The sequence below is a fragment of the Butyrivibrio sp. XBB1001 genome, assembly GCF_000424505.1.
GTDB lineage: Bacteria > Bacillota > Clostridia > Lachnospirales > Lachnospiraceae > Butyrivibrio.
The window spans coordinates 1-22549 of the sequence record NZ_KE384202.1 but is presented as its reverse complement, the minus strand read 5'-3'; the positions used below and the strand labels follow the sequence as shown (position 1 = coordinate 22549).

The following is a 22549-nucleotide window of genomic DNA, read 5'->3' as shown; positions in this document are numbered from 1 at the left end:
CTTCAGTGATGCAAAACAATAGAAAGTCAAATATTTGCATGACAGAGCCAAGCTCAAGTCATGCAAATCATGCAAAACAAGCAAAACCCCAAACTATGCAGGATAGAGGAGAAGTTTAACATGCTATCAGGGAAAAACATACTTCTTGGCGTAACAGGCGGAATAGCTGCCTACAAGTCTGCTGACCTGGCGTCACGACTTATAAAGCAGCATGCAAATGTAGATGTGATAATGACAGAGAATGCGACGAAATTTATAGCACCGCTGACATTTGAAGCGCTCACACATAATAGGTGCACCACAGATACCTTCGACAGGAATCATCCCTGGGAGGTGGAGCACATAGCTCTGGCTGACAAGGCGGATGCTCTTGTTATAGCGCCAGCTACAGCAAATTGTATAGCCAAGCTTGCGTGTGGAATTGCAGATGACATGCTAACTACAACTGCGCTGGCCTGCGACTGCGTAAAAATCATTGCGCCTGCCATGAATACCAAGATGTTTGAAAATCCTGTGACTCAGCGCAATCTAAAGACACTTGCAGACTTGGGATACATAATCATTACGCCGGGAGATGGCTACCTTGCCTGCGGAACTGTCGGCAAAGGCAGAATGGAAGAGCCACCAACTATAGTCGATGCAATAATCCATGAAATTTCCTGCAAAAAAGATATGAAGGGCATGAATGTGCTTGTAACAGCGGGCCCTACAAGAGAGGCAATCGATCCTGTAAGATACATAACAAATCATTCCACAGGGAAAATGGGGGTTGCCCTAGCCAAGGCAGCAGCAAACCGCGGCGCCAACGTAACACTCGTGGCCGGACCTCTGGAAACCCAGGTTCCATCCTACATAAAGCTTGTTAAGATTACTTCGGCAAAAGAGATGTTTGATGAAGTCACTACTCGTTCTACAGAGCAGGATGTCATCATCAAGGCAGCAGCAGTAGCGGACTACACACCTAAAACCGTAGCAGAGGACAAAATTAAGAAATCTGATGATGGCTCAGACATGATTATTGAACTTGATAGAACTAAGGATATCCTCAAGTGGCTCGGTGAACACAAGAAGGAAAACCAGATTCTGTGCGGCTTTTCCATGGAAACAAGAGACATGCTTGAAAATTCCAGAAAAAAGCTTGCTAAAAAGAACCTTGATATGATCTGCGCCAACAATGTAAAGGTAGAGGGCGCTGGCTTTGGAGTTGATACCAACGTCATCACAATCATAACAAGAGATGAAGAGAAGCAGCTTGAACTTATGAGCAAGGATGCAGCAGCTCACAAGATTTTAGATGAGGTACTGAGATTGAAACACCAGTAGTCCATTGTATTACCAGGCAAACTTATAGATAATACCAAAGAAGCCAAAATAAAGCCCAGAGTAGTTAGTCTGCTCTGAGCTTTTGTCTTTTTGCTTCTGCATAAATTTTATTACTTATACAAATCTTTGTATCAATCTTTAAGTTCCAAGATTTCCCAGTTCTTCAAGTGCATTGTTCATAGCTGCGCTGACTTTGTTATTCATATCGTCAGATAGCTGAATGTGCAGCATGTCTATCACTCGATTGTCTATGGAATAACCAAGGCGGGACTGGTGCTCTTTTAACGAATCCTGATGAGTTGCCTCATACCCAGCTCTCATATTGTCAGAAAGAGTCTTTGTAGCAGCCAGTGAATCATATGCTGCCTCAAATGCTTCTCCAAACCTTTTCTTGGTATCCTCATCAATTCCATTTATCTGTGATACAGATTTCTCTGTAATATTTTGGCTTAAATACTTACTTGTAATGCTGTTTGCTGATGCCAGGAATCCAAAATCCATTTATAGATCCTCCTATCAGATATTTTTTTTCACTCCAAAAGATATATCGACAAAGGCTGATAAAAAATTACCCCCAAAATAATAATTTACAAATTATGTTTAAAACATCAAAAATCCGGCTCAGTATTTTCGCATTTTTGCACAAATCTATTAAAAACTGTTTTGAAGTTTTCGTAATATTTACATGATATTTGTGATGTTCGCTGGAAACTGTTTTAGTTGTATCAAAATTATGCACACAAATAGCAAATTGTGCAAATTATTAAGCAATTATTAAGAAGTTATTACAAATCATTACTGTTAGAATGAGGGTGCTCGAGCAAGTAACTATCATAAACATGCTGGTATTGGGGGATGTCTGGCATGTAAATCAACGAAATCCAACTCAATAAGAAATGGAGAAACAAGTATGAAAAAGTTAAATGTGAAAAGAATCATTTCGAAACTACTGATCATGCTTCTCCTTGTTAGCACAATGGGGGTGTGCTTCAAGAGTAATGTGAAGGCCGCAAGCTACAATCTCATGGAGACCTATGGCGCTAAATACGGCTATTCTGGTAACTGCGTGCATACATTTATGCTCAGAAATCAGAGTACAGTTAACGCCATCAAGAAAGATTCTAACATTGTCACCTTGGGAAATGAGTTTAAGCCAGATTATCTTTTAGGAAGCAGATCTGCTACTCTCATATCAGTAGACGAAGCAAAAAGGCTTGGCTACTACATTCCCTCAAACTACAAGGAAAGCTACGTACCAAAGATCAACTTTTCTACAGTTGATGAGGCTATGAAGCTCTGCTACCAGAATGGTCTTAAGATGAGAGGCCATACTTTGGTTTGGCATTCTCAGACTCCTACATGGTTCTTTAGAAATGGTTTTTCAGGAAATGGCGGCTTTGTAAACCAGTCCACAATGGATGCCCGCCTCGAGTTTTATGTTAAGTCAGTTCTTAATCATGTTTATTCAAGCCAGTATGGCAGCGTTGTTGTGTACTGGGATGTTGCAAATGAGATCATGCATGCCCAGAACTCAGGCTGGGAAGCTGTTTATGGAAACAACAAGACTAATGCTACTTATGTTAAAAAAGCTTTCAATTACGCCTATGAGTGTCTTGAATACTTCAAGCTTACTGATAAGGTAAAGCTTTTTTACAATGACTACAACACATACATGGTAGTTAACGACGAGATCAAGCTTGTTAATTATATCAACCAGGGCAAAAAAGTCTGTGCCGGCATTGGAATGCAGTCTCACCTTAGCACAAGCTATCCTTCAGTTGATTATTATACACAGGCTCTTAACGCATTTATCAAAGCAGGTTTTGAGGTTCAGATAACAGAGCTTGATATCACAAACAAAGGCGATAATGACCTTAACAACTACTGCTATCAGCTCTTTAAGAACATCAACACAGCTAAAAAGAACGGTGGAAACATCTCCTGCATCACGTGGTGGGGACCTTCAGATTCTGAAACCTGGATTTCTGGCCAGAAGCCTCTTATCTGGTCAAATATTGGTGTTAATAAGCCTGCATATGACTATGTAGTTAAGGCTTATACTGATGTATTTGGAAATCCTGGACAGGGTGGAAATGGTAGCGGATCTGGCAGCGGTAGCGGAAGCACACAGCCAGCACCTTCTGGAAACACCAATGCTACAGCACATATCGATGACGGCTGGTATTACATCAAGAATCCTGCAACACAGAAGTATCTTACAGTAGAAGGCAACAAGGCAGATGGCTGGAACAGCGTTGTTATCAGCTCAGGCACAGGTGTTGACGGTCAGAAGTGGTATGTAACAAATAGAAATGATGGTTACGTAACACTCACAAGCAAACTTGGAAATATCATGATGGATGTAGCTAACGGAGAGGACGTTGATGGTGCAAACATCGGAACATACCAGGGCTACGGCGGAAACGCTCAGCAGTTTATCTTAAAGGCAACAAGTACAAACGGTGTTTACACTATCGGAACAAAGAGTTCAAATGCAGCCAAGTATCTTGATATTTATGAGAAAAAGACTGCAGATGGAACAAACGTAGTACAGTGGACTTACAATGGCGGCGCTAACCAGCAGTGGCAGTTTGAAAAGACAGACGCAGGCTCACAGGGCGGTTCTACTGGCGGCAATGAAGGCCAGGGCGGCAACGGTGGCTCTACTGGCGGCAACGAAGGTCAGGGCGGAAGCGAGACTCCTACACCAGAGCCTCAGCCTACTCCAAGTGCTTCATCTGGTCTTTCACTTGAATATTCAATTAATAGCTGGGGTTCAGGCTATCAGGTAACCTATAAGATTTCTAACAGCTCTGGAAACACAGTTGATGGCTGGACTCTTAAGGTTAACAAGAATCAGGTAAATATTGATTCTTGCTGGAATGTAAATCTTGAATCAAGTGGTGATTATTATGTGATCACTCCTGTAGACTGGAACAAGACTATTGCAAATGGACAAAGTATTGAATTTGGTTCAATCGGTGTTGGCCAGGTAGGCAGCTCTTTTGACTATGTTCTTGAAAGTGCAGCTGGCACTTCTACTGGCAACGAAGGTGGAAACAGTGGTTCTACTGGTGGAAACGAGAATCAGGGCGGCAACGAGTCTGCTGGCGGCAATGAAGGCCAGGGCGGACAGGAGCCTACTCCACAGCCAACTCCAGCTCCTAACCCACACTACGACCCAACTGCCAAGATTGAGAATTCAATTCCTTCCAAATATTCATCTGCAAGATACGGCGAAGGTTCAGGTACTATCGTGAACATTTCCTATACTGCACATGACACAGAGGCTAATGGACGCACCTATACCAAGAAGGCTAACGTATACCTTCCTGCTGGCTACAGCCCAGACAAGAAGTACAATGTTCTTTACCTTCTCCACGGTATCGGCGGAAACGAGAATGAATGGGGTATGACAGGCAACAACTCAACAGTAAAGGCTATCATGGACAACTTGTCATACTATGGCGACATTGATTCCTTTATCGTAGTTACACCAAATGGTAAGGCTTCAGCCAGCGGCTCAACAAATTCTTTCTACAACTTCGGTGCTGAGCTCAGATACGACCTCATTCCTTACATTGACTCTCACTACAGCACAAATGCTGACAGAGACCACAGAGCTATAGCTGGTCTTTCAATGGGCGGAATGCAGACTATCAACATTGGTATCGGAGAGTGCGTTGATCTGTTTGGCTACTTTGGAGCATTTTCAGCAGCTCCAACAAGTAATGCAGCTTCCAAGACCGCATCACTTCTTAGTGGCAATTCATATCCTATCCACTATTTCTACAATGTATGTGGACTTCAGGATGGTATCGCATACTCAAGCCATTCACAGGCAGCCAAGAACCTGCCTTCTGTATGCAATCAGTTCGTTAACGGCCAGAACTACATGTGGCAGGAGCTAAACGGCGGCCATGACTTCAACATCTGGTACCTAGGCTTCTACAACTTCGCGCAGATTGCTTTTAAATAAGAAAAAAAGCCGCAGGAAAAAATCCTGCGGCTTTTACTTCGCTTTAAGTTATCCGATGGCCTTTTTAACAGCCTCGAGAACACGGTCAGCCTGGAAAGGCTTAACAATGAAGTCCTTGGCTCCGGCCTGAATAGATTCAATTACCATTGCCTGCTGACCCATAGCAGAGCACATAATGCAAACTGCATTAGGATCTGCAGCCTTGATTCCCTTCAAGGCTCCGATACCATCAAGCTCGGGCATTGTGATATCCAGAGTTACAAGGTCGGGTTTCAACTCATTATATTTTTCGATTGCGACTTTACCGTTCTCAGCTTCGCCAGCAATCTCATATCCGTTCTTGGAGAGGATATCCTTAAGCATCATGCGCATGAAAGCGGCGTCATCAGTAATGAGTATTCTTTTTCCCATATTGAACCTCCAATAAGTATTTTTAGTTGCTAAGAAAATTAATGAAATTTCTCACTTTTTCTTTTTTATATTTTAGTTGTTCAGTACATAATCTATTGTAACACGGATTTATAAATATAAGCGTTAAATCGTTATGCTAAAAATTAAAATTTGATAAAGTCTTGGGAAAATTTATGCTAATATAATGACTTATTTATATACTGGAAGCGTGTAATCGTACTCTGTGTCGCGGTGATCCACAATTTGCCACTGAGTAATTGTATATTTATTCGTTGAATTGGTGGAGTTGTTCCTAATATTTGACATTAACGTAATATCAAGTGACTGATTATCGGTAATTGGTATACTTTTCTTAATTATATCATCTTGAGAAAAGTTTTCATAGCCTGAATTTACAGCAGCTACAAAGGCATTTCCCTCATGGCAGGCCCTGTAATATGCTAGCTGTCTCCTAGCCAGATTGTTGCTAAGATTATAGTCAGCTTTTGAATTCACTAGTGTAAGGGTGGCAAAAGAGATAAGGCTCAGCACCGCAAATATCAGAAGTATAGAAGCACTTCCAGCATTTATTCCCTTGGATCTTCTTACTTTCATTTATATTACCTTCCTGATTGCGCTATTTCTTTATTACAAGAAAAAACTTTGATTACTAATATCCTTGTTTTCTAAAATTAGTATTCCCCGACATACACATCTACAGTGTTCTCAAACAACACATCGCTGCCATCTTCCGGGATTTCCATATATTTTTCGCTCCGGTTTCTGATGTCTAGAATTGCAATCTTTCCAGTTATGGCGTTGCCCTTAAGGGAAGCCTCTTTATCTTTTACGTCAGCATACACGTTATCCGCCAGGTCTTTTCTGATTATGAGCATAGCCTCGTAGGCGGCTCCGGACAAAGAACTGTCTATCGGATACCAGTCCTGGTCAAAAAACAGGATGATCGTGCCGTCACTTTCTGCATCTTCCCTGGACAGATAGGCTGTGGGATACAGATTCTTTATCTTTAGAAGGTGTCCGCCACTACCATAGAAGCTTTCGGACAGATTCTGGGACCACAAAATAGCATTATTTAGATTCTTGTCCTGATCTGACATAATGTGTGCAGCAGCAAACAGCCGCAGGCATACAGCACTTGCCAGGGAAAAGAACAAAATAGCGATTATGATTTCCATTAGGAAAAGACTTGTTTTTGAATGGGATGAATTCATAGGCCAATTATCTCTTTTTACTTGCTGTGGATTGAAATGTATACGGTTTCTTCCTGACCGTCTTCTTCAGTTATGGTAGCCCGGAGTAGATCGTCACTAGCTTTTTCAATCATAAAGGAATTGATCTTCAGGATTTTCTGCCCGGTCTGAGGGTAAAAACTTTCAAGGTCGTCTCTTGCAAACAATTCCATCAGATACCCCTCATGGCTGTAAATGTAGGTATTGTAGAGGTCTCCGTTTACTTCCTGCTGGAACACAAGCACATTTTGCCCAAAGAGCTCCCGGACAAAGATAGAGCCTGACACATCCGACTGCCTGACCTTCTCTGTGACATAAGCGATAGAGACCCGCTGGGCGTAGTTGTCGTTGGTCTGAGCCACATTCTTTTTATATATGCTTGCACCTATGGCGATAATTGTAAGGGCAGACAAAAGAAAAAGCAGCATCAGGCAGATGACAAAAACCGTATCAATTACATGTTTTTTGCTTGTTCTTGGATTCATCTTTTTCCTCAGATCAGTTTAAAGCTACTTCTTTATTCGTATTACGGTTACATCGGGATACAGATTGGATGCAACCGGGATATAGTCAACAAAAAATGTTTCCTTGTCGTAGGTCAGGCCATAGTGGTCTTCAAGATACTTAAGGTCAGGCGGATAACGGCCTTCAATGGCATAGCACTGGACAATGTCGCGGGAGAGGGCATTTTCTAAGGATTCTTGTTGTTTACTGATGGAACTTTTGCCGGTAGCATCAACAGCCAGGAAAAAGAGAAGGGCGATTCCCACAAAAATAGCTATGGAAATAAGCCTATAGGCTTCGTCAGAAATCCTGAATATTCTGTTTTCCTTTGATTCGAATCTATTAGCCATACATTTCTCCTGGATTTATGCCTCTTCCAAGGTTTGTGCGGTACTAGGTTTTTGTAGGCAGCTGTCTGATGCATATAGCGGCAGCGTTTTCTCACCCGATAGTCGTCATGATACCCATAAGTGGCAGTATTACTGACAAGAGTATGATTCCAACGATGACAGACAGGATAATTACTAGGGTTGGCTCAACTACTGAGATAAAAGAGTAGATTTTTCGCTCTGTTTCTTTTTCATAGCGGTCAGCAATCTGCTGCATAGCGCTGTCCATGGAACCTGCCTTGAAACCTACGGAAACCATCTGGGAATAGAAAGAAGTAAAAATGTTGGATTTTTCAAGGGCCTCAGGAAAGCTATCGCCCTCAAGCAGGAGATTTCGGCAGTTTTCGACCTTTTTTTTCATCTCATCAGTTTCAACAAGCTTGCCAACAAGAGAGAGCCCCTCGAAAGTGTCCATGCCGCTTGAAAGAGTAAGGACCATGCCGCTTGCAAATCTGGCGCTCTCAAGTTCCTGCATAAGCTTCCTGGTGGATACGAATTTGCTGAGGATTTTTTTGAAGAGCTTTTTACCCTTGTCAGTGCTTGAGAAGAAGATGAACAAGAAGGCTATGATCACCAAAATGGCCACCATTACTATGGAATACTTGTTCAGTATGTTTCCAAGATCAAGAAGTGACTGGGAAAATCCGCTCATATTGGTGCCTAGCTGCGCAAAGACCTGTTGGAAAATAGGAAGTACCTTGATAATGAGGACTATGACAACAACAAGCATCATAAATACCATGATGAGAGGGTAGCTGACTGCGCTTTTTATGCTGGTTGATATGGATTCCTCGCGCTCGTAGTAGTCAGCCAGGGAATTCATGACTGTATCCAGAGTCCCGGATTCCTCGCCGATTGTCACCATATGGACCATGTAATCTGGAAAAGAACCATTCATCTCAAGGGCTACGTGGAATTTTTCACCGCTCATTAGCACATGGTTTATCTGCTCCAGGAGTTTTTTGGCGGAAGTGTCGTGGGAATCCTGGATCAGAATCTCAATTCCTTCTGCAGGAGAGATGCCAGCTTTTATCAAAAGAGCCATCTGCCTGCAAAAGCTAGCTATTTCATAGTTTGAAAGCTTTAACTGTGTTTTTTTCTGTATCATCTTGCCTCCATCAGTAAATGTATTTAACTGAGTAGTTCTTGCCATCGCCAATAAAATCTTTTAGAGCTTTTTCTTCTGTATTTGATGCAAATGTAGGATCCATTAAAGACCACTCTTTTCCGTCAAACTGTATCATACCGTTGACCCAGCCAATGTCCTCTATATAAGTGCTGATCCAGGCGTGATAAGCAGTTCCGGCATACCCAATCTCCATTCTGGTAGGAATCCTCTGGCTTCTGAGCATGCTGCACATAAGAGCGGAGTAGTCAAGGCATATGCCCTTTTTGGTGTTCATTACCTCGTCGATGTCAGGAAGATAGCCGCTTTGCACGGTTTCTGCTTCATCGTAGTCATATTTGATATTTTCTATCATAAAGTTGTAGACTTCTGAGACAACTTCCAGATCATTGTTACAAGGAAAAGCCAGGTCTGCAGCTTTTTTCACAGCTAGGCTGTCAGCGCTGAAAGTGCAGTACTGATTTGGATACAGAAAAGGTCCAAATTCATTTGCAAGCGTAACATCAACCATCTGGGAAAAAACGGTAGTGTACTGTGTCCCCTGCAGGTTTTCAAAGACATTTACCAGATACTGACCATTGCCGCTTTGGAGAGGGAAGACCTCATCTGTGGGATTTCCTACCGTTAGGTTGTAGGTGTAGGTAATTTCGCTCGGGCCTGTTATCTGAAGCTTTACCTTGCCGGAATCCCCGGTATACCTTACTACTATGTAGCCTTCGGAAGTGTTGGAAGCATCAAGATGAGCGTATTCATTCTCGTAGACAGTAGCTCCCGGCGCTTCTGGGACAAGACACACGGAAGTGTTATCTCTTTCCCCTTTTACAGGCGGAGTTGTAGCCTCTGTAGCTGCAGCCTCTACAGGGCTGGAAGAAGGTTTGTTTCCTATATTAGAGCTTGCAGTTCTTGTGACACCTTCATCTGCACTTTCGCAGGAAACTAAAGCCATGGAGGCAAGCCCCACGGCTAGAAAGATAGCTATTTTGTTTTTATTAAACAATCTGTCTGCTTTTAATTTTTTTATCATATTCATGAGAGAATCTGGGGAATTTCCTTAAGCCTCTTGTATCCAAGAGAAATGAGCTCAGCTATTTTTTCTTTGTGTTCATCACGGTTAAGACAGCGTGAATAAGCAACTTCCAGCGGATCGCCAACATTCATTTCGTTGTAGCCGTGTATTCTTTTGGTGAGGTCCATAAGAAACATATCCGCCTTCACATCATCACAGTTTTCCATGATCATAATGAATTCATTGCCACCATTTCTGCCAATGTGGCCATAATCCTGGCTAACATCCTCAAGGATTGAGCTAAACTCGGAGATCAGGAAGTTTCCATTTGTATGCCCGTTATCTTTGTTAATAGAAGTGAGATTATTTATCTTTAGCAAAAGAAATCCCGCATTCGGTAAGATCTCAGGAGAACTGAAACTCTCAAAGATCAGATCACAGCTGTATCTGTTAGGAAGCCCTGTCAGCTTGTCTATATAAGCAAGCCGGTTAAGATGCCTGCCAATTGATGCGGTTCTATGGAGAATGTAAAAGTCAAAAATGACAGAAAAAGCAAACAAAATAAGAGTAATGAGCATGACATAGAAAATGGGAGGAGTTGGAGAATCCGTAATACCATCCACAATTGCCTTGTCTCTAAAGAACATTATGATAAGAATGATTGTCAATATAGCGAGAATGACAAGGGAAATAATCTTGTATATGTAAATATTATTATATACAGTTGCTCTTTTGTTTTTATCGAAGAACTCTGACTGCATCACAATCCTCCTGGGGCATCAAACTATTTAGCAGATTTCATGCACAAAGTATCAAATGCAAATGAACATATGTATAATTATTGTACTATATTTAGTTAATGATATAAAGGAGATTTGTTGTTGCTTATGTTGATACAGGAATCTATAGTCTAATTGCAGATGGAACTCTCTTGTCAAAGGTGTAGTACTCGGTAAAACCGCAATTCATAGCAATTTCACAAGCTTTGTCAAAGGAACCGGCGATTCCTTCTGGAGTGTGGGCATCGGCTCCGAAAGTTATGATACGTCCGCCCAGCTCATAAAATCTTTTTAATACATCTGCTGGTGGATTGGGCTCCTTGCTTCCACGGAAAAGAGCCTTCGTATTAAGGTCAAGTCCCTTGCCATTTTTGACAAGTGTGACTAGTATTTCATCTATTATTTCCTTATACATATTGTAAGAGTAGTAAGGCGCACCACTTGGGGCATAGCGCACAATATAGTCAAGGTGTCCCAGACAGTCAAAGTCATTGAAGACTTGGATGTTCTCTAAAGTGGATTCAAAGTAGCGCTTTATGACTTCTTTTTCATCTCTTCCTTCCCAGGCCTCAGGATAGAAGGGATCCTTTTTATCAAGAAGGTGGATAGAACCAATAACAAAGTCAAAGTCATTTTCCCTGATAAGGTCAGAATTAACGCCTGTTATCTGCATCTGAAGCCCCAGTTCAATTCCATATTTAATAGTGATCTTGTCTTTATACTCTTCTTTATAGGAAAAGAGATCACGTTTATAGGAAGGAATATCAAGAGTAAAGAGGCCTTCCGGAACTTCTTTTGTCACTGGAAAGTCCAGATCCATATGCTCAGTAAAACAGATTTCTGAGAGGCCACGCTTTATGGCACTCTCTATCATATCTTTCATTGGAGTGTCGCTATCTCCGGAATGATTTGAATGCATGTGATAGTCAGCGGGAAGTTTGTACATTTATATCCTTTCCTGGCAGATTGCTTTTTTTGCAAAATCCATTTGAAGTATTGATTATTGTTGATATTACATATATGTCTGCCGTTTATATTTTTTTAATAAAAACCTGTAAAATGCCATGGCTACGCAATTTCTCAAATTTAGCCATTTGCACCCTATTATGATATCACGTTTTTTAAATATTCTTACTTGATTTATGTGGAAAAGTCTATTAGAATTGTAATTGCTGATAAAAAATTATCAAATTGATATGTAACAGCAATCAAAATATAAATTTCATTTTAGGAGGAACTTAAAATGGCAGTAAAAGTTGCAATTAATGGTTTTGGCCGTATCGGTCGTCTTGCATTCAGACAGATGTTTGGTGCAGAAGGTTACGAAGTAGTAGCTATCAACGATTTGACAAGCCCTAAGATGCTTGCTCATCTCTTGAAGTATGATTCATCACAGGGCCGTTACGTAGAAGTGGGTCATGAGGATGACGTAACAGCTGATGATGAGGCTGGTACAATCACAGTAAAGGGTAAGACAATCAAGATCTACAAAGAGCCAGATGCTAACAACTGCCCTTGGGGAGAGCTTGGCGTAGACGTTGTTCTTGAGTGCTCAGGCTTCTATACATCAAAGGAAAAGGCACAGGCACACATCAATGCTGGTGCTAAGAAGGTAGTTATCTCTGCTCCTGCAGGAAACGATCTTCCTACAATCGTTTACAACGTAAACCACAAGACTCTTACAAAGGATGACAAGATCATTTCAGCTGCTTCTTGCACAACAAACTGTCTTGCACCTATGGCTAAGGCTCTTAACGATTACGCTCCAATTCAGTCAGGTATCATGTGCACAATCCACGCTTACACAGGTGACCAGATGATCCTTGATGGACCACAGAGAAAGGGCGACCTCAGAAGATCACGTGCAGGTGCTTGCAATATCGTTCCTAACTCAACAGGTGCTGCTAAGGCTATCGGTCTTGTTATCCCTGAACTTAACGGAAAGCTCATCGGCGCTGCTCAGCGTGTTCCTACACCTACAGGATCAACAACACTTCTCTTTGCAGTAGTTAAGAAGGCTGACGTTACTAAGGAAGCTGTAAACGCAGCTATGAAGGCAGCAGCTACAGAGTCATTCGGATACAACACAGACGAGATCGTTTCATCTGATATCGTTGGTATGAGATTCGGTTCACTCTTCGATGCTACTCAGACTCTTGTAAACAAGGTTGATGACGATACATACGAAGTACAGGTTGTTTCATGGTATGACAACGAGAACTCATACACATCACAGATGGTTAGAACAATCAAGTACTTTGCAGAGCTTGGCTGATCTACCTCGAATATCGAAATAGACTTTTGATGAGGTCCGGTCCATATGGGCCGGGCCTCATTTTTTTAAATCTTTTCAACATCCGATTTAGAGGATGCAATAATTCAAATCTTAATTCCAGGAGGAAAAAAATATGTCACTTAACAAAAAGTCAGTAGATGACATCAATGTAAAGGGCAGACGCGTACTTGTTCGTTGCGATTTCAACGTACCTCTTAAGGCTGGCGAGATCACAGACGAGACAAGAATCGTTGCAGCTCTTCCTACAATCCAGAAGCTTATCAAGGATGGCGGCAAGGTTATCCTTTGCTCACACCTTGGAAAGGTTAAGAATGGCCCTAACGAGGGTGAGTCACTTGCTCCAGTTGCTAAGAGACTTTCAGAGAAGCTTGGCAAGGAAGTTAAGTTCATCGCAGATTACAATGTAACAGGCGCTGATGCTACAGCAGCTGTTGCAGCTATGAATGAGGGAGATGTAATTCTTCTTCAGAATACAAGATTCAGAGGCAAGGAAGAGACTAAGCCTGAAGAGGCTGGTGAGGCTTTTGCAAAAGAGCTTGCTGATCTTGCTGATGATTATGTATGCGACGCTTTTGGTTCAGCTCACAGAGCACATGCTTCTGTTGCAGTTGTTACTAAGTACATCACACAGAAGGGTGGCAGCAATGTAGTTGGTTACCTTATGCAGAAGGAAATCGACTTCCTTGGAAATGCTGTTGAGAACCCAGTTAGACCTTTCGTAGCTATTCTTGGTGGCGCTAAGGTTGCTGATAAGCTCAACGTTATCAACACTCTTCTTGATAAGTGCGATACTCTTATCATCGGTGGTGGTATGGCTTACACATTCCTTAAGGCTAAGGGATATGAAGTTGGTAAGTCACTTCTTGACGAGACAAAGGTTGACTACTGTAAGGAAATGATGGAGAAGGCAGAGAAGGCTGGCAAGCAGCTTCTTCTTCCTGTTGACGCTGTAACTATCGCAGAGTTCCCAGATCCTATCGACAATCCTTCTATCGAGACAGTAGTTGTTGATGCTGATAAGATCCCTGCAGACAGAGAGGGCGCTGATATCGGACCTAAGACAATCGCTCTTTACGCAGAGGCTGTTAAGTCAGCTAAGACTGTTGTTTGGAACGGACCTATGGGTGTATTCGAGAACCCAGTTCTTGCAACAGGTACTAAGGAAGTTGCTAAGGCACTTTCAGAGACATCTGCTACAACAATCATCGGTGGCGGTGATAGTGCTGCAGCTGTTAACCAGCTTGGCTATGCTGACAAGATGAGCCACATCTCAACAGGTGGTGGTGCTTCTCTTGAGTTCCTTGAAGGCAAGAAGCTTCCTGGTGTATACGCAGCAGACGACAAAGATTGATAACAGAACCTCATTATAAATGATGTGAACCGGTATAAGGAGACAAAAATGGCAAGAAGAAGAATTATTGCCGGCAACTGGAAGATGAACATGACACCTTCTGAAGCTGTTAAGCTTGTTGCTGAGCTCAAGGATTTAGTTAAGAACGATGCTGTAGACGTAGTATACTGCGTACCAGCTATCGATATCGTACCTGTAGTAGAGGCTGTTAAGGGCACAAACGTTAACGTTGGTGCTGAGAACTTCTACATCGAGGACAAGGGTGCATTCACAGGCGAAATTTCTGCACCAATGCTTGTAGATGCAGGCGTTAAATATGTTATCATGGGACATTCTGAGAGAAGAGACATCTTCGGTGAGAATGATATCCTCATCAATGCTAAGGTTAAGAAGGCATTCGCTGCTGGTCTTACACCTATCCTTTGCTGTGGTGAGTCTCTTGCACTTCGTAAGGCTGGTACTTACAAGGAGTGGATTGAGAGACAGATCACTTGGGACCTTTCAGGTGTTACAGCTGACCAGGTTAAGAAGCTTGTTATCGCTTACGAGCCTATCTGGGCTATCGGAACAGGTGAGACAGCTACAGCTGATCAGGCTGAGGAAGTTTGCGCATTCATTCGTGAACTTGTTGCTAAGCTCTATGACCAGGCTACAGCTGATGAAGTTCGCATCCAGTACGGCGGATCAATGAACGCTGGCAACGCTGCTGAGCTTCTTTCAAAACCTAACATCGACGGTGGTCTCATCGGCGGTGCTTCCCTCAAGCCAGACTTCGGTAAGATCGTTAACGCCTAAGACGGAAATGGTACTTGTGGACGGAGTCAACGGACCAAATTATAAATCGATGGAATTCTCTTCCGGCTTTGCACAGGAGAGTTTTCCATCGATTTTTTGCGCATAAAACAATATTCTGATATACTCTATAGGGTTGCCAAAAGACAGCCTTAGAGGAGCTAAAACTATGAAAAAAAACAACATTATCCTGATAGGAATGCCTGCTTCTGGAAAGAGCACAGTGGGCGTAATACTTGCAAAGATTCTGGGGTATAACTTCGTAGATGCTGATATAGTAATCCAGAAAAAAGAAGGACGTAAACTATCTCAGATCATTGAGACAGAAGGAATTGACGGCTTCATCAATATAGAAAATCAGATCAATTCAGAGATTGAAGTTGAAAAGAGCGTCATTGCTACAGGCGGTAGTGCCGTATATGGCAAAGAGGCAATGGACCATTACAAGAACATTGGAAGAATCGTTTATCTGAAGGTTAGCATGGATACCCTCACAAAGCGCCTTAAGAATGCTAAGCAAAGAGGAGTTGTCATGAGAGAAGGCCAGTCACTTGTGTCCCTCTACAATGAGCGTACACCTCTGTACGAAAGATACGCAGACATCACCATCGATGAAGGCGATAAGACAATGGAAGAAGTAGTTGCAGATCTTTTGGCAGCACTTGCCTGATCAGGAATTTAGTACTGATACAACTAGATGAATATATACAGATAAATATATACAAAATAAAAGAGATTAGTGTGATTAAATTCACGACTGATCTCTTTTTTTATGTCTGTCTGTACATTAGCTCATTCCCATGATCCTTGAGCCATTTGCGCTTTTCTTTATAATCGGGAATGATTTTCTCAACTTCTGCCCAGAATCTTGGTGAGTGATTCATCTCTTTTCTGTGGCAGAGTTCATGAACGATGACGTAGTCTATGATTTCATCCGGAGTCTTCATCAGCAAACAATTAAAATTTAGATTTCCCTTGGCTGAGCAGCTTCCCCAGCGGCTCTTTTGCATTCTGATAGTGATATTTCCATAGGTCACACCAATGAGAGCAGCGTAAGACCTGACTTTTCCAGGGATGATCCTCTTGGCCCGGGTTTTTAGGAGCTTTATTTCCTGCTCGGAAATGGGCACTTTTTCTTCACTGGCTTCCTGGCGCTCTTTTTGCCTGACTTTCATTTTCCTGACATGATCATCAATCCAATCGGCCTTTTGTCCAATAAATTTGTTAATCTGAGAAATTGGCATGCGAAGTGGAGCGCGGACGCAAACTTCGCCTTTGGCGTTGACCTCTATGACTAATGTTTTTCTTTTGCTTCTGATCAATTTGATTTCCTGACTCATACAATAATTATATCATATGCCCTGAAAGTGTAGAGGCTGACTGGAATCATGCAAGAAAAGAGAAAAGTAAGAAAATGCATGATTTGTGCTGGCTAGAGTGATGCAAGAAAAAGAAAATGCAGATTTTGCATCACTTAGTGAGAAAAAAATGCTGCAAGAAAAGAGAAAAGTAAGAAAATGCATGATTTGTGCTGGCTAGAGTGATGCAAGAAAAAGAAAATGCAGATTTTGCATCACTTAGTGAGAATAATATCATGCAAGAAACAATAAAAACCAAGTTATGCATGACAAGTGTAGGACCAAATCACATCGCATTGAATAGTGCATTTACAAATGTTATACTGATAATATCTAAAAAACATCTAAAGACATCTATAGTCATTCTTTTTAGGGGAGAAAAACAGTGGAAAAAGGTAATGTTCTTGTAGTTGGTTATGCAGGGGTTGGCAAGACTACTTTGATCAAGGCTGTTCTTGGGGAAAAAGCTGAGAAAAAAGTTGCTGGAACAGGAAAGACCAGCAAGACCTGCAAAGATTTCCAAATCTATGAAAATCCTGGAATCTCATTTCGCTTAATTGATACTGTTGGAATCGAACCTGGTGTTTTTACAGAACACAAGGCTGTTAGTGCTGTGAAAAAGTGGTGCGGCGAGTCTATAAAGAACACAGATGATGACATAGACAGAATAAGTGCTATTTGGTTCTGTGTGGACAAATATACGGCCAAGCTCTTTCCCAAAACCATAGATTCTCTTATGAAGGCCGTTAGTGTGTGGCATAATGCGCCGATCATCGTTGTTATCACCCAGTCCTACAAAGAAAGCGACACCAAGCCTGCTCAGGAAATTATTGAGAAAGCTTTTTTGTCCAAGAAAAAGTATGCAACAAGGCTTTCAGAAGTTATGACAGTTGTGGCCAAGCCTAGTACTTCGGAGGATGGAAAAATTACTCCTCCTAAGGGCATAGTTGAGCTTATAGAGCTTACAAACAGCCTTCTTCCTGAGGGCTACCAGGCCGCAGAAAAGGATGTTGCCAAGTACAATCTTTCAAGAAGACGCGCCATGTCCCACGCAGTTGCTGCAGCGGCAACGCTGGCTGGTGTAACACTTGGAGTAGGGGCTCCGCCCTTTGCAGATGCTATGCTCCTAAAACCTACTGAGACAGTTGCGGTAGAATCTATATCAAAAATCTGGGGAATCAAGAAAAACAAGCAGTCCAAAGAATTCATGAAAAAAATCATAGAACTTGGAACCAAGGGTGAAGTTGGCAAAATGATTACTTCAGGCCTTAAGATGATTCCGGGGCTTAACATAGGCGCAGCTATTATAAATGGATTCGTGGCCGGTTGCGTTGTCTTTGCCGTAGCAGAAGGTGCCACCTATATATTCGAGCAGGTCTATTCTGGTAAAAAAACTATGGAAGAGCCAGACTGGATTGAGAAGATCATGGAGGATAAGACAGCCAGGAAAGTCGTTGACCAGATGACGGATGTTGTTACAAACATTCCTAAAAATGCAGACCAGAAAGATATTCTTGACGTTATTCTTAAGGCTTTTACCAAGAAAGCTATGGCTCTATAAAACGGACAAACATGAGAAACCAGCAGTGTTCTATTGTCAAATGTTTTATTTGATCAAATGATCATGATGCAGAATAACCTGTGTCATGTCTTCATTTTGAAAGGAGAAGGAATATGAAAAAGAAACTAGCATTGGTACTATCTTGTCTTATGACAATCTGCATGGTAGGCTGCGGACAGACTACAGCACCTGCAGACACAACCACAGAACCACAGGCAGAGCCTGCGCAGACACAGACGCAGGAGACAGCTCCTGCAGAAACTGAGGCTCCTGCAGCAGAAGCTGATGGAATGGATGCACTCATCGAAGCAGCAAAAGCAGATGGCGAGCTTATTGTTTATGGTTCCTGCGAAGAAGAGTATCTTGCAGCAGCATGTGAGAACTTTGAAAAGACCTATGGCATCAAGGTTCAGTATCAGAGACTTTCAACCGGTGAAGTTCAGAGTAAGATTGAAGAAGAAAACGGCAATCCTTCTGGCGATGTTTGGTTTGGCGGCACAACTGATCCTTACAACGTTGCAGCAGGAGAGGGACTATTAGAGGCCTATGAGGCTCAGAATGCAAGCCATCTTCTTAGTGATATGTATCGCGATGCTGATGGCTACTGGTATGGCATCTACAAGGGAATCCTTGGATTTATGGTAAACAAGGATGAGCTTTCCCGCATGGGAATCGAAGAGCCTGCAGACTGGGCAGATCTTCTTGATGAGAAGTACAAAGGCCTTGTATGGCTTTCAAACTATAACACAGCTGGAACAGCCAAACTTGTAGTTAACACAATGATCCAGAAGTATGGACATGACGAAGGCATCCAGTACCTTGTAGACCTTGATAAGAACATCGAAGTTTACACCAAGTCAGGTTCTGGCCCATCCAAGAATGTAGGAACCGGTGAGTGCGTTGTGGGTATCGGTTTCCTTCATGATGGCATCACACAGATTGTTGATAACGGATATGGCAACATCGGACTTATCATTCCTTCATCAGGAACATCCTTCGAAGTTGGCGCTACAGCAATCTTTAAGGGCTGTGCTCATCCAAATGCTGCCAAGCTTTGGATTGAGTATGCACTTAGCCCTGAATGTGTAGAACTTGCAGCTCAGAACGGTTCTTATCAGTTCCTGGTTCTTGATAATGCCAAGCAGCCAGAAGTGGCAGCAGAGTTTGGCCTTGATCCTGAGAACGTTATGAAATACGACTTTGCAGATGCAAAAGAAAATACTACAAAATATGTAGAAGAAGTTATGACAGCACTTGGAAGCGCGGCAGATGATCGCTTCAAGACTGAGTGATTATTTATAATGCGGAGTAGAAAGTATTAAAGATACGCTGGGCGGAAGGGTTTTCCCTCCGCCCATAATTTTAAATTCCTGCGGGCAATTACCTCTTTTGCGCGCAAGAAAGACATTAGCAACTGACGGAGGAGGACTAAGATGGCAAAAAGTCAGAGCGCCAGCCTTGATAGAAAAAAGCTTCTTGGGGATCCTATCATGGTGACAACCATTTTGCTTTTGATAGTTTTTTTGACGGTATTTATCCTGTATCCGCTAGCAATACTATTGGTGGATAGCTTTGTGTCGGATGAAGGCTTTACCCTGGGAACATTTAAAAGAGTTATGGACCTCCCTAACTTTAGAAGAGCCATAACCAATACCTTAAAAGTAGGATTTTTGGTAGGCATTGCGTCAGCTCTTATTGGGCTTTTGTTTGCTTACGTCGAAGTTTATGTAAAACTTCGCACAAGATTTATGGAGGGACTCTTTAAGGTAGTATCAATGCTGCCTGTGGTTTCACCTCCATTTGTTCTTTCGCTTTCTATGATCATGCTTTTTGGAAAAGCAGGGATCATCACAAGATTTCTTTTGCATATTTACGATAATAGTGTCTATGGCTTCTGGGGTATTGCCATTGTTCAGACACTGACATTTTTCCCTGTTTGTTACATGATGCTCAAGGGGCTTCTGAAAAACATCGACCCTTCTTTGGAAGAAGCGGCAAGAGATATGGGAGCATCAAGATCCAAGGTATTTATGACAGTAACACTTCCTCTGATACTTCCTGGACTTGGAAATGCCTTCCTTGTTACTTTCATTGAGTCAATCGCGGATTTCGCAAACCCAATGATAATCGGCGGTTCCTACGATACCCTGGCAACTACAATATACCTGCAGATAACAGGAGCTTACGACAAAGAAGGTGCTGCAGCTATGGCGGTAGTTCTTTTGGCAATAACACTTCTAATGTTTGTTGTGCAGAAGTATTATCTGGAAGCCAAGAGCACAGCCACCCTGACAGGAAAAGCATCCAGAGAGCGTATGCTGATAACAGATAAAAGCGTTACAATGCCGCTTACTATCCTCTGCTCAGGCCTTGCAATATTTGTAATCATTATGTACATCTGCGTTCCCTTTGGAGCAATGTTTAGAACCTGGGGATACGATTTCCATCTGACCTTTAAGTGGTTTGGTCTCGTGTTTAGCAAGTATAAGGGCTTTAAGGCCTTTAAGGACAGCTTCGTTCTGTCACTTATATCTGCGCCCATAACAGCTCTTTTGTCCATGATCATATCTTATCTGGTAGTCAAAAGAAAATTCAAAGCCAAAGGCTTTATAGAAGCAGTATCCATGCTGGCTATGGCAGTTCCTGGAACTGTTCTTGGTATCGGATACATCAGAGGCTTTTCAGGAGGCATTTTCCATACTGGATTTTTACAGGGCCTATATGGAACGGGAGCCATCCTGGTTATCGTATTTATCGTGCGAAGCCTTCCTACTGGCACAAGAAGCGGTATTTCAGCTCTTCGTCAGATAGATAAGAGCATCGAGGAATCAGCCTATGACATGGGCGCCGACAGCTTCAAGGTGTTTATGACAGTTACACTGCCTCTTATAAAGGACAGCTTCTTATCCGGCTTTGTAACAAGCTTTGTACGAAGCATAACAGCCATCAGTGCCATCATACTTTTGGTTACACCTTCGTATCTGCTTATTACCGTCCAGATCAATGAGTTCGCAGAAAAAGGCTCCTACGGCATCGCCTGCGCCTTTGCTTCAATACTGATCCTCATCACCTATGGATCCGTGCTGATAATGGATTTGGTGATAAAGCGATTTGGAACTAGCCGTATGGTGAACTAAAGCCGGAAATGGACCTGGGGGACGGGGTCAACGGTCCATTTTGAGGTATACGATTCTTATAAAATACACAGATGGAGATGAATAATATGTCAAAAGAGAAAAAAGGTGTTCGCCTTGAACATATTTCAAAAATATACAAAGATCCTAAGACGGGAAAAGACTTTTATGCAGTTAAAGATGCTAATATCGAGATAGAACCGGGGAGCTTTGTGACGCTTCTTGGGCCATCTGGCTGCGGAAAGACCACGACACTTCGTATGATCGCAGGTTTTGAGAGCCCGGACGAGGGCGAGATATACCTTGGAAACGAGGCTATAAATGCCCTGACACCTAATAAGCGCGATACAGCCATGGTTTTCCAGAGCTATGCCCTTCTTCCTCACTACAACATTTTTGACAATGTTGCCTATGGCCTTAAGCTTCGCAAGCTTGATAAGGCGGTGATAAAAGAAAAAGTGACAGATATCCTAAAGCTTGTTGGCCTTGAGGGTATGGAAAACCGCATGACAAATCAGCTATCTGGTGGCCAGCAGCAGAGAGTTGCCCTGGCAAGAGCCCTTGTTATCGAGCCTGGTGTACTTCTTTTTGATGAACCCTTATCAAACCTTGATGCAAAGCTCCGTGTTTCAATGCGCACAGAAATCAGAAGAATCCAGCAGGAAGCAGGGATCACCGCTATCTACGTAACCCATGATCAGAGCGAAGCTATGGCAATTTCTGATAAGGTAATCATCATGAACAAAGGAATAGTCGAGCAGATCTCAACACCGCAGGATGCCTACTATTATCCTAAAAACAAATTTGTGGCCGACTTTATCGGCGAGGCGAATTTCCTGGAGGCATCAGTTAAGGGAAAAGACTGCGTTATTATTGATGGCGCAGAAGTTGAGTGCTCAACTGGAAATATGGAAACTGGAGCAAACTGCAGTGTTGTACTAAGGCCCGAGGGCGCTAGCCTTTCTGATACCGGAGCTGTAAAGGGCACCGTTAAGTATTCCTGCTTTATGGGGGCGTATCAGGACTACCACGTACAGGTAGCAGATTCACTGGTCAAGATTCAGGAGTATAACCCCAAGAATAAGAAAATCTATCGCGTAGGCGATGATGTATTCTTAAACTTTGAAAAAGACACCCTCTATGCGCTATAATGTATATGATATAGGTGTCATAATTCATAATGATTTCATGTTTACATGATAATCATTATGAATTTATGACCCGAACAAATATGAGGAAAAAGCAATTTACGAAGTAAATTCGCGATTTCCGAATATTTGTAGAATTGCGAGAAAACGAAGTTTGGAGCAA

General features: G+C 42.3%; 21 protein-coding genes. 10 read left to right on the top strand and 11 right to left on the bottom strand.

Going from position 1 to position 22549, the window contains the following annotated elements:
- Nucleotides 1–120 precede the first annotated feature (120 nt).
- On the top strand, nt 121–1323 hold the full coding sequence (gene coaBC / locus G631_RS0117355) for a bifunctional phosphopantothenoylcysteine decarboxylase/phosphopantothenate--cysteine ligase CoaBC (RefSeq protein ID WP_026490517.1): 1203 nt from the start codon (nt 121–123) through the stop codon (nt 1321–1323).
- Between the two features lie 138 nt (nt 1324–1461).
- On the opposite strand, the gene G631_RS0117350 is transcribed toward coaBC, so the two are convergent.
- The gene (locus tag G631_RS0117350) at nt 1462–1824 is read right to left on the bottom strand and encodes a hypothetical protein (RefSeq protein WP_026490516.1); all 363 of its coding nucleotides are present in this window, start codon (nt 1822–1824) and stop codon (nt 1462–1464) included.
- A 409-nt stretch (nt 1825–2233) separates the two neighbouring features.
- On the opposite strand from G631_RS0117350, the gene G631_RS20810 reads away from it, so the two are divergent.
- Nucleotides 2234–5302 (top strand): endo-1,4-beta-xylanase, encoded by a 3069-nt coding sequence (locus tag G631_RS20810; protein WP_081671411.1) that lies wholly within the window; start codon nt 2234–2236, stop codon nt 5300–5302.
- 48 nt (nt 5303–5350) lie between these two features.
- On the opposite strand, the gene G631_RS0117340 is transcribed toward G631_RS20810, so the two are convergent.
- From G631_RS0117340 to G631_RS0117300, 9 genes are all read right to left on the bottom strand, one after another.
- The gene (locus G631_RS0117340; protein WP_022764589.1) at nt 5351–5713 is read right to left on the bottom strand and encodes a response regulator; all 363 of its coding nucleotides are present in this window, start codon (nt 5711–5713) and stop codon (nt 5351–5353) included.
- A 189-nt stretch (nt 5714–5902) separates the two neighbouring features.
- Nucleotides 5903–6307, bottom strand: a complete 405-nt coding sequence (locus G631_RS20525) for a hypothetical protein (RefSeq protein WP_026490515.1) — start codon at nt 6305–6307, stop codon at nt 5903–5905.
- Between the two features lie 77 nt (nt 6308–6384).
- Nucleotides 6385–6924, bottom strand: a complete 540-nt coding sequence (locus tag G631_RS20520; protein WP_051197363.1) for a hypothetical protein — start codon at nt 6922–6924, stop codon at nt 6385–6387.
- 17 nt (nt 6925–6941) lie between these two features.
- Entirely contained in the window at nt 6942–7427 is a 486-nt protein-coding gene (locus G631_RS0117325) for a DUF4860 domain-containing protein (RefSeq protein WP_026490514.1), read from the bottom strand.
- 24 nt (nt 7428–7451) lie between these two features.
- Nucleotides 7452–7796 (bottom strand): hypothetical protein, encoded by a 345-nt coding sequence (locus G631_RS0117320; protein ID WP_026490513.1) that lies wholly within the window; start codon nt 7794–7796, stop codon nt 7452–7454.
- Nucleotides 7797–7887: 91 nt separating this feature from the next.
- The gene (locus G631_RS0117315) at nt 7888–8943 is read right to left on the bottom strand and encodes a type II secretion system F family protein (RefSeq protein WP_051197362.1); all 1056 of its coding nucleotides are present in this window, start codon (nt 8941–8943) and stop codon (nt 7888–7890) included.
- A 10-nt stretch (nt 8944–8953) separates the two neighbouring features.
- Nucleotides 8954–9907: a transglutaminase-like domain-containing protein gene (locus G631_RS0117310; protein WP_035790050.1), complete on the bottom strand. Its 954-nt coding sequence runs from the start codon at nt 9905–9907 to the stop codon at nt 8954–8956.
- An 80-nt stretch (nt 9908–9987) separates the two neighbouring features.
- Complete coding sequence (locus G631_RS0117305) at nt 9988–10728, bottom strand: GGDEF domain-containing protein (protein WP_026490510.1); 741 nt, start codon at nt 10726–10728, stop codon at nt 9988–9990.
- Nucleotides 10729–10870: 142 nt separating this feature from the next.
- A complete protein-coding gene (locus G631_RS0117300; protein ID WP_026490509.1) occupies nt 10871–11692 on the bottom strand; it encodes a histidinol-phosphatase HisJ family protein in 822 nt (273 codons plus the stop codon).
- 297 nt (nt 11693–11989) lie between these two features.
- Here G631_RS0117300 and gap point away from each other — a divergent pair, with 297 nt between their 5' ends.
- From gap to G631_RS0117280, 4 genes are all read left to right on the top strand, one after another.
- Nucleotides 11990–13021 (top strand): type I glyceraldehyde-3-phosphate dehydrogenase, encoded by a 1032-nt coding sequence (gene gap / locus G631_RS0117295; protein WP_026490508.1) that lies wholly within the window; start codon nt 11990–11992, stop codon nt 13019–13021.
- A 133-nt stretch (nt 13022–13154) separates the two neighbouring features.
- Nucleotides 13155–14393, top strand: a complete 1239-nt coding sequence (locus G631_RS0117290; RefSeq protein WP_026490507.1) for a phosphoglycerate kinase — start codon at nt 13155–13157, stop codon at nt 14391–14393.
- 48 nt (nt 14394–14441) lie between these two features.
- Nucleotides 14442–15188: a triose-phosphate isomerase gene (tpiA, locus tag G631_RS0117285; protein WP_026490506.1), complete on the top strand. Its 747-nt coding sequence runs from the start codon at nt 14442–14444 to the stop codon at nt 15186–15188.
- Nucleotides 15189–15354: 166 nt separating this feature from the next.
- The gene (locus G631_RS0117280) at nt 15355–15855 is read left to right on the top strand and encodes a shikimate kinase (RefSeq protein WP_026490505.1); all 501 of its coding nucleotides are present in this window, start codon (nt 15355–15357) and stop codon (nt 15853–15855) included.
- 100 nt (nt 15856–15955) lie between these two features.
- Here G631_RS0117280 and G631_RS0117275 read toward each other — a convergent pair whose 3' ends face one another.
- Nucleotides 15956–16507, bottom strand: a complete 552-nt coding sequence (locus G631_RS0117275) for a M48 family metallopeptidase (RefSeq protein ID WP_330365735.1) — start codon at nt 16505–16507, stop codon at nt 15956–15958.
- Nucleotides 16508–16928: 421 nt separating this feature from the next.
- On the opposite strand from G631_RS0117275, the gene G631_RS19715 reads away from it, so the two are divergent.
- The 4 genes from G631_RS19715 to G631_RS0117250 all read left to right on the top strand — a co-directional run bounded on the left by G631_RS19715 (nt 16929) and on the right by G631_RS0117250 (nt 22389).
- A complete protein-coding gene (locus G631_RS19715; protein ID WP_051197361.1) occupies nt 16929–18104 on the top strand; it encodes a GTPase domain-containing protein in 1176 nt (391 codons plus the stop codon).
- A 113-nt stretch (nt 18105–18217) separates the two neighbouring features.
- Nucleotides 18218–19396 carry an ABC transporter substrate-binding protein gene (locus G631_RS0117260; RefSeq protein WP_026490502.1) on the top strand — a complete coding sequence of 393 codons (1179 nt, stop codon included), beginning with the start codon at nt 18218–18220 and terminating at the stop codon, nt 19394–19396.
- Nucleotides 19397–19537: 141 nt separating this feature from the next.
- Nucleotides 19538–21241 (top strand): ABC transporter permease, encoded by a 1704-nt coding sequence (locus G631_RS0117255; protein ID WP_026490501.1) that lies wholly within the window; start codon nt 19538–19540, stop codon nt 21239–21241.
- Between the two features lie 86 nt (nt 21242–21327).
- The gene (locus G631_RS0117250) at nt 21328–22389 is read left to right on the top strand and encodes an ABC transporter ATP-binding protein (protein WP_026490500.1); all 1062 of its coding nucleotides are present in this window, start codon (nt 21328–21330) and stop codon (nt 22387–22389) included.
- Nucleotides 22390–22549: the final 160 nt, after the last annotated feature.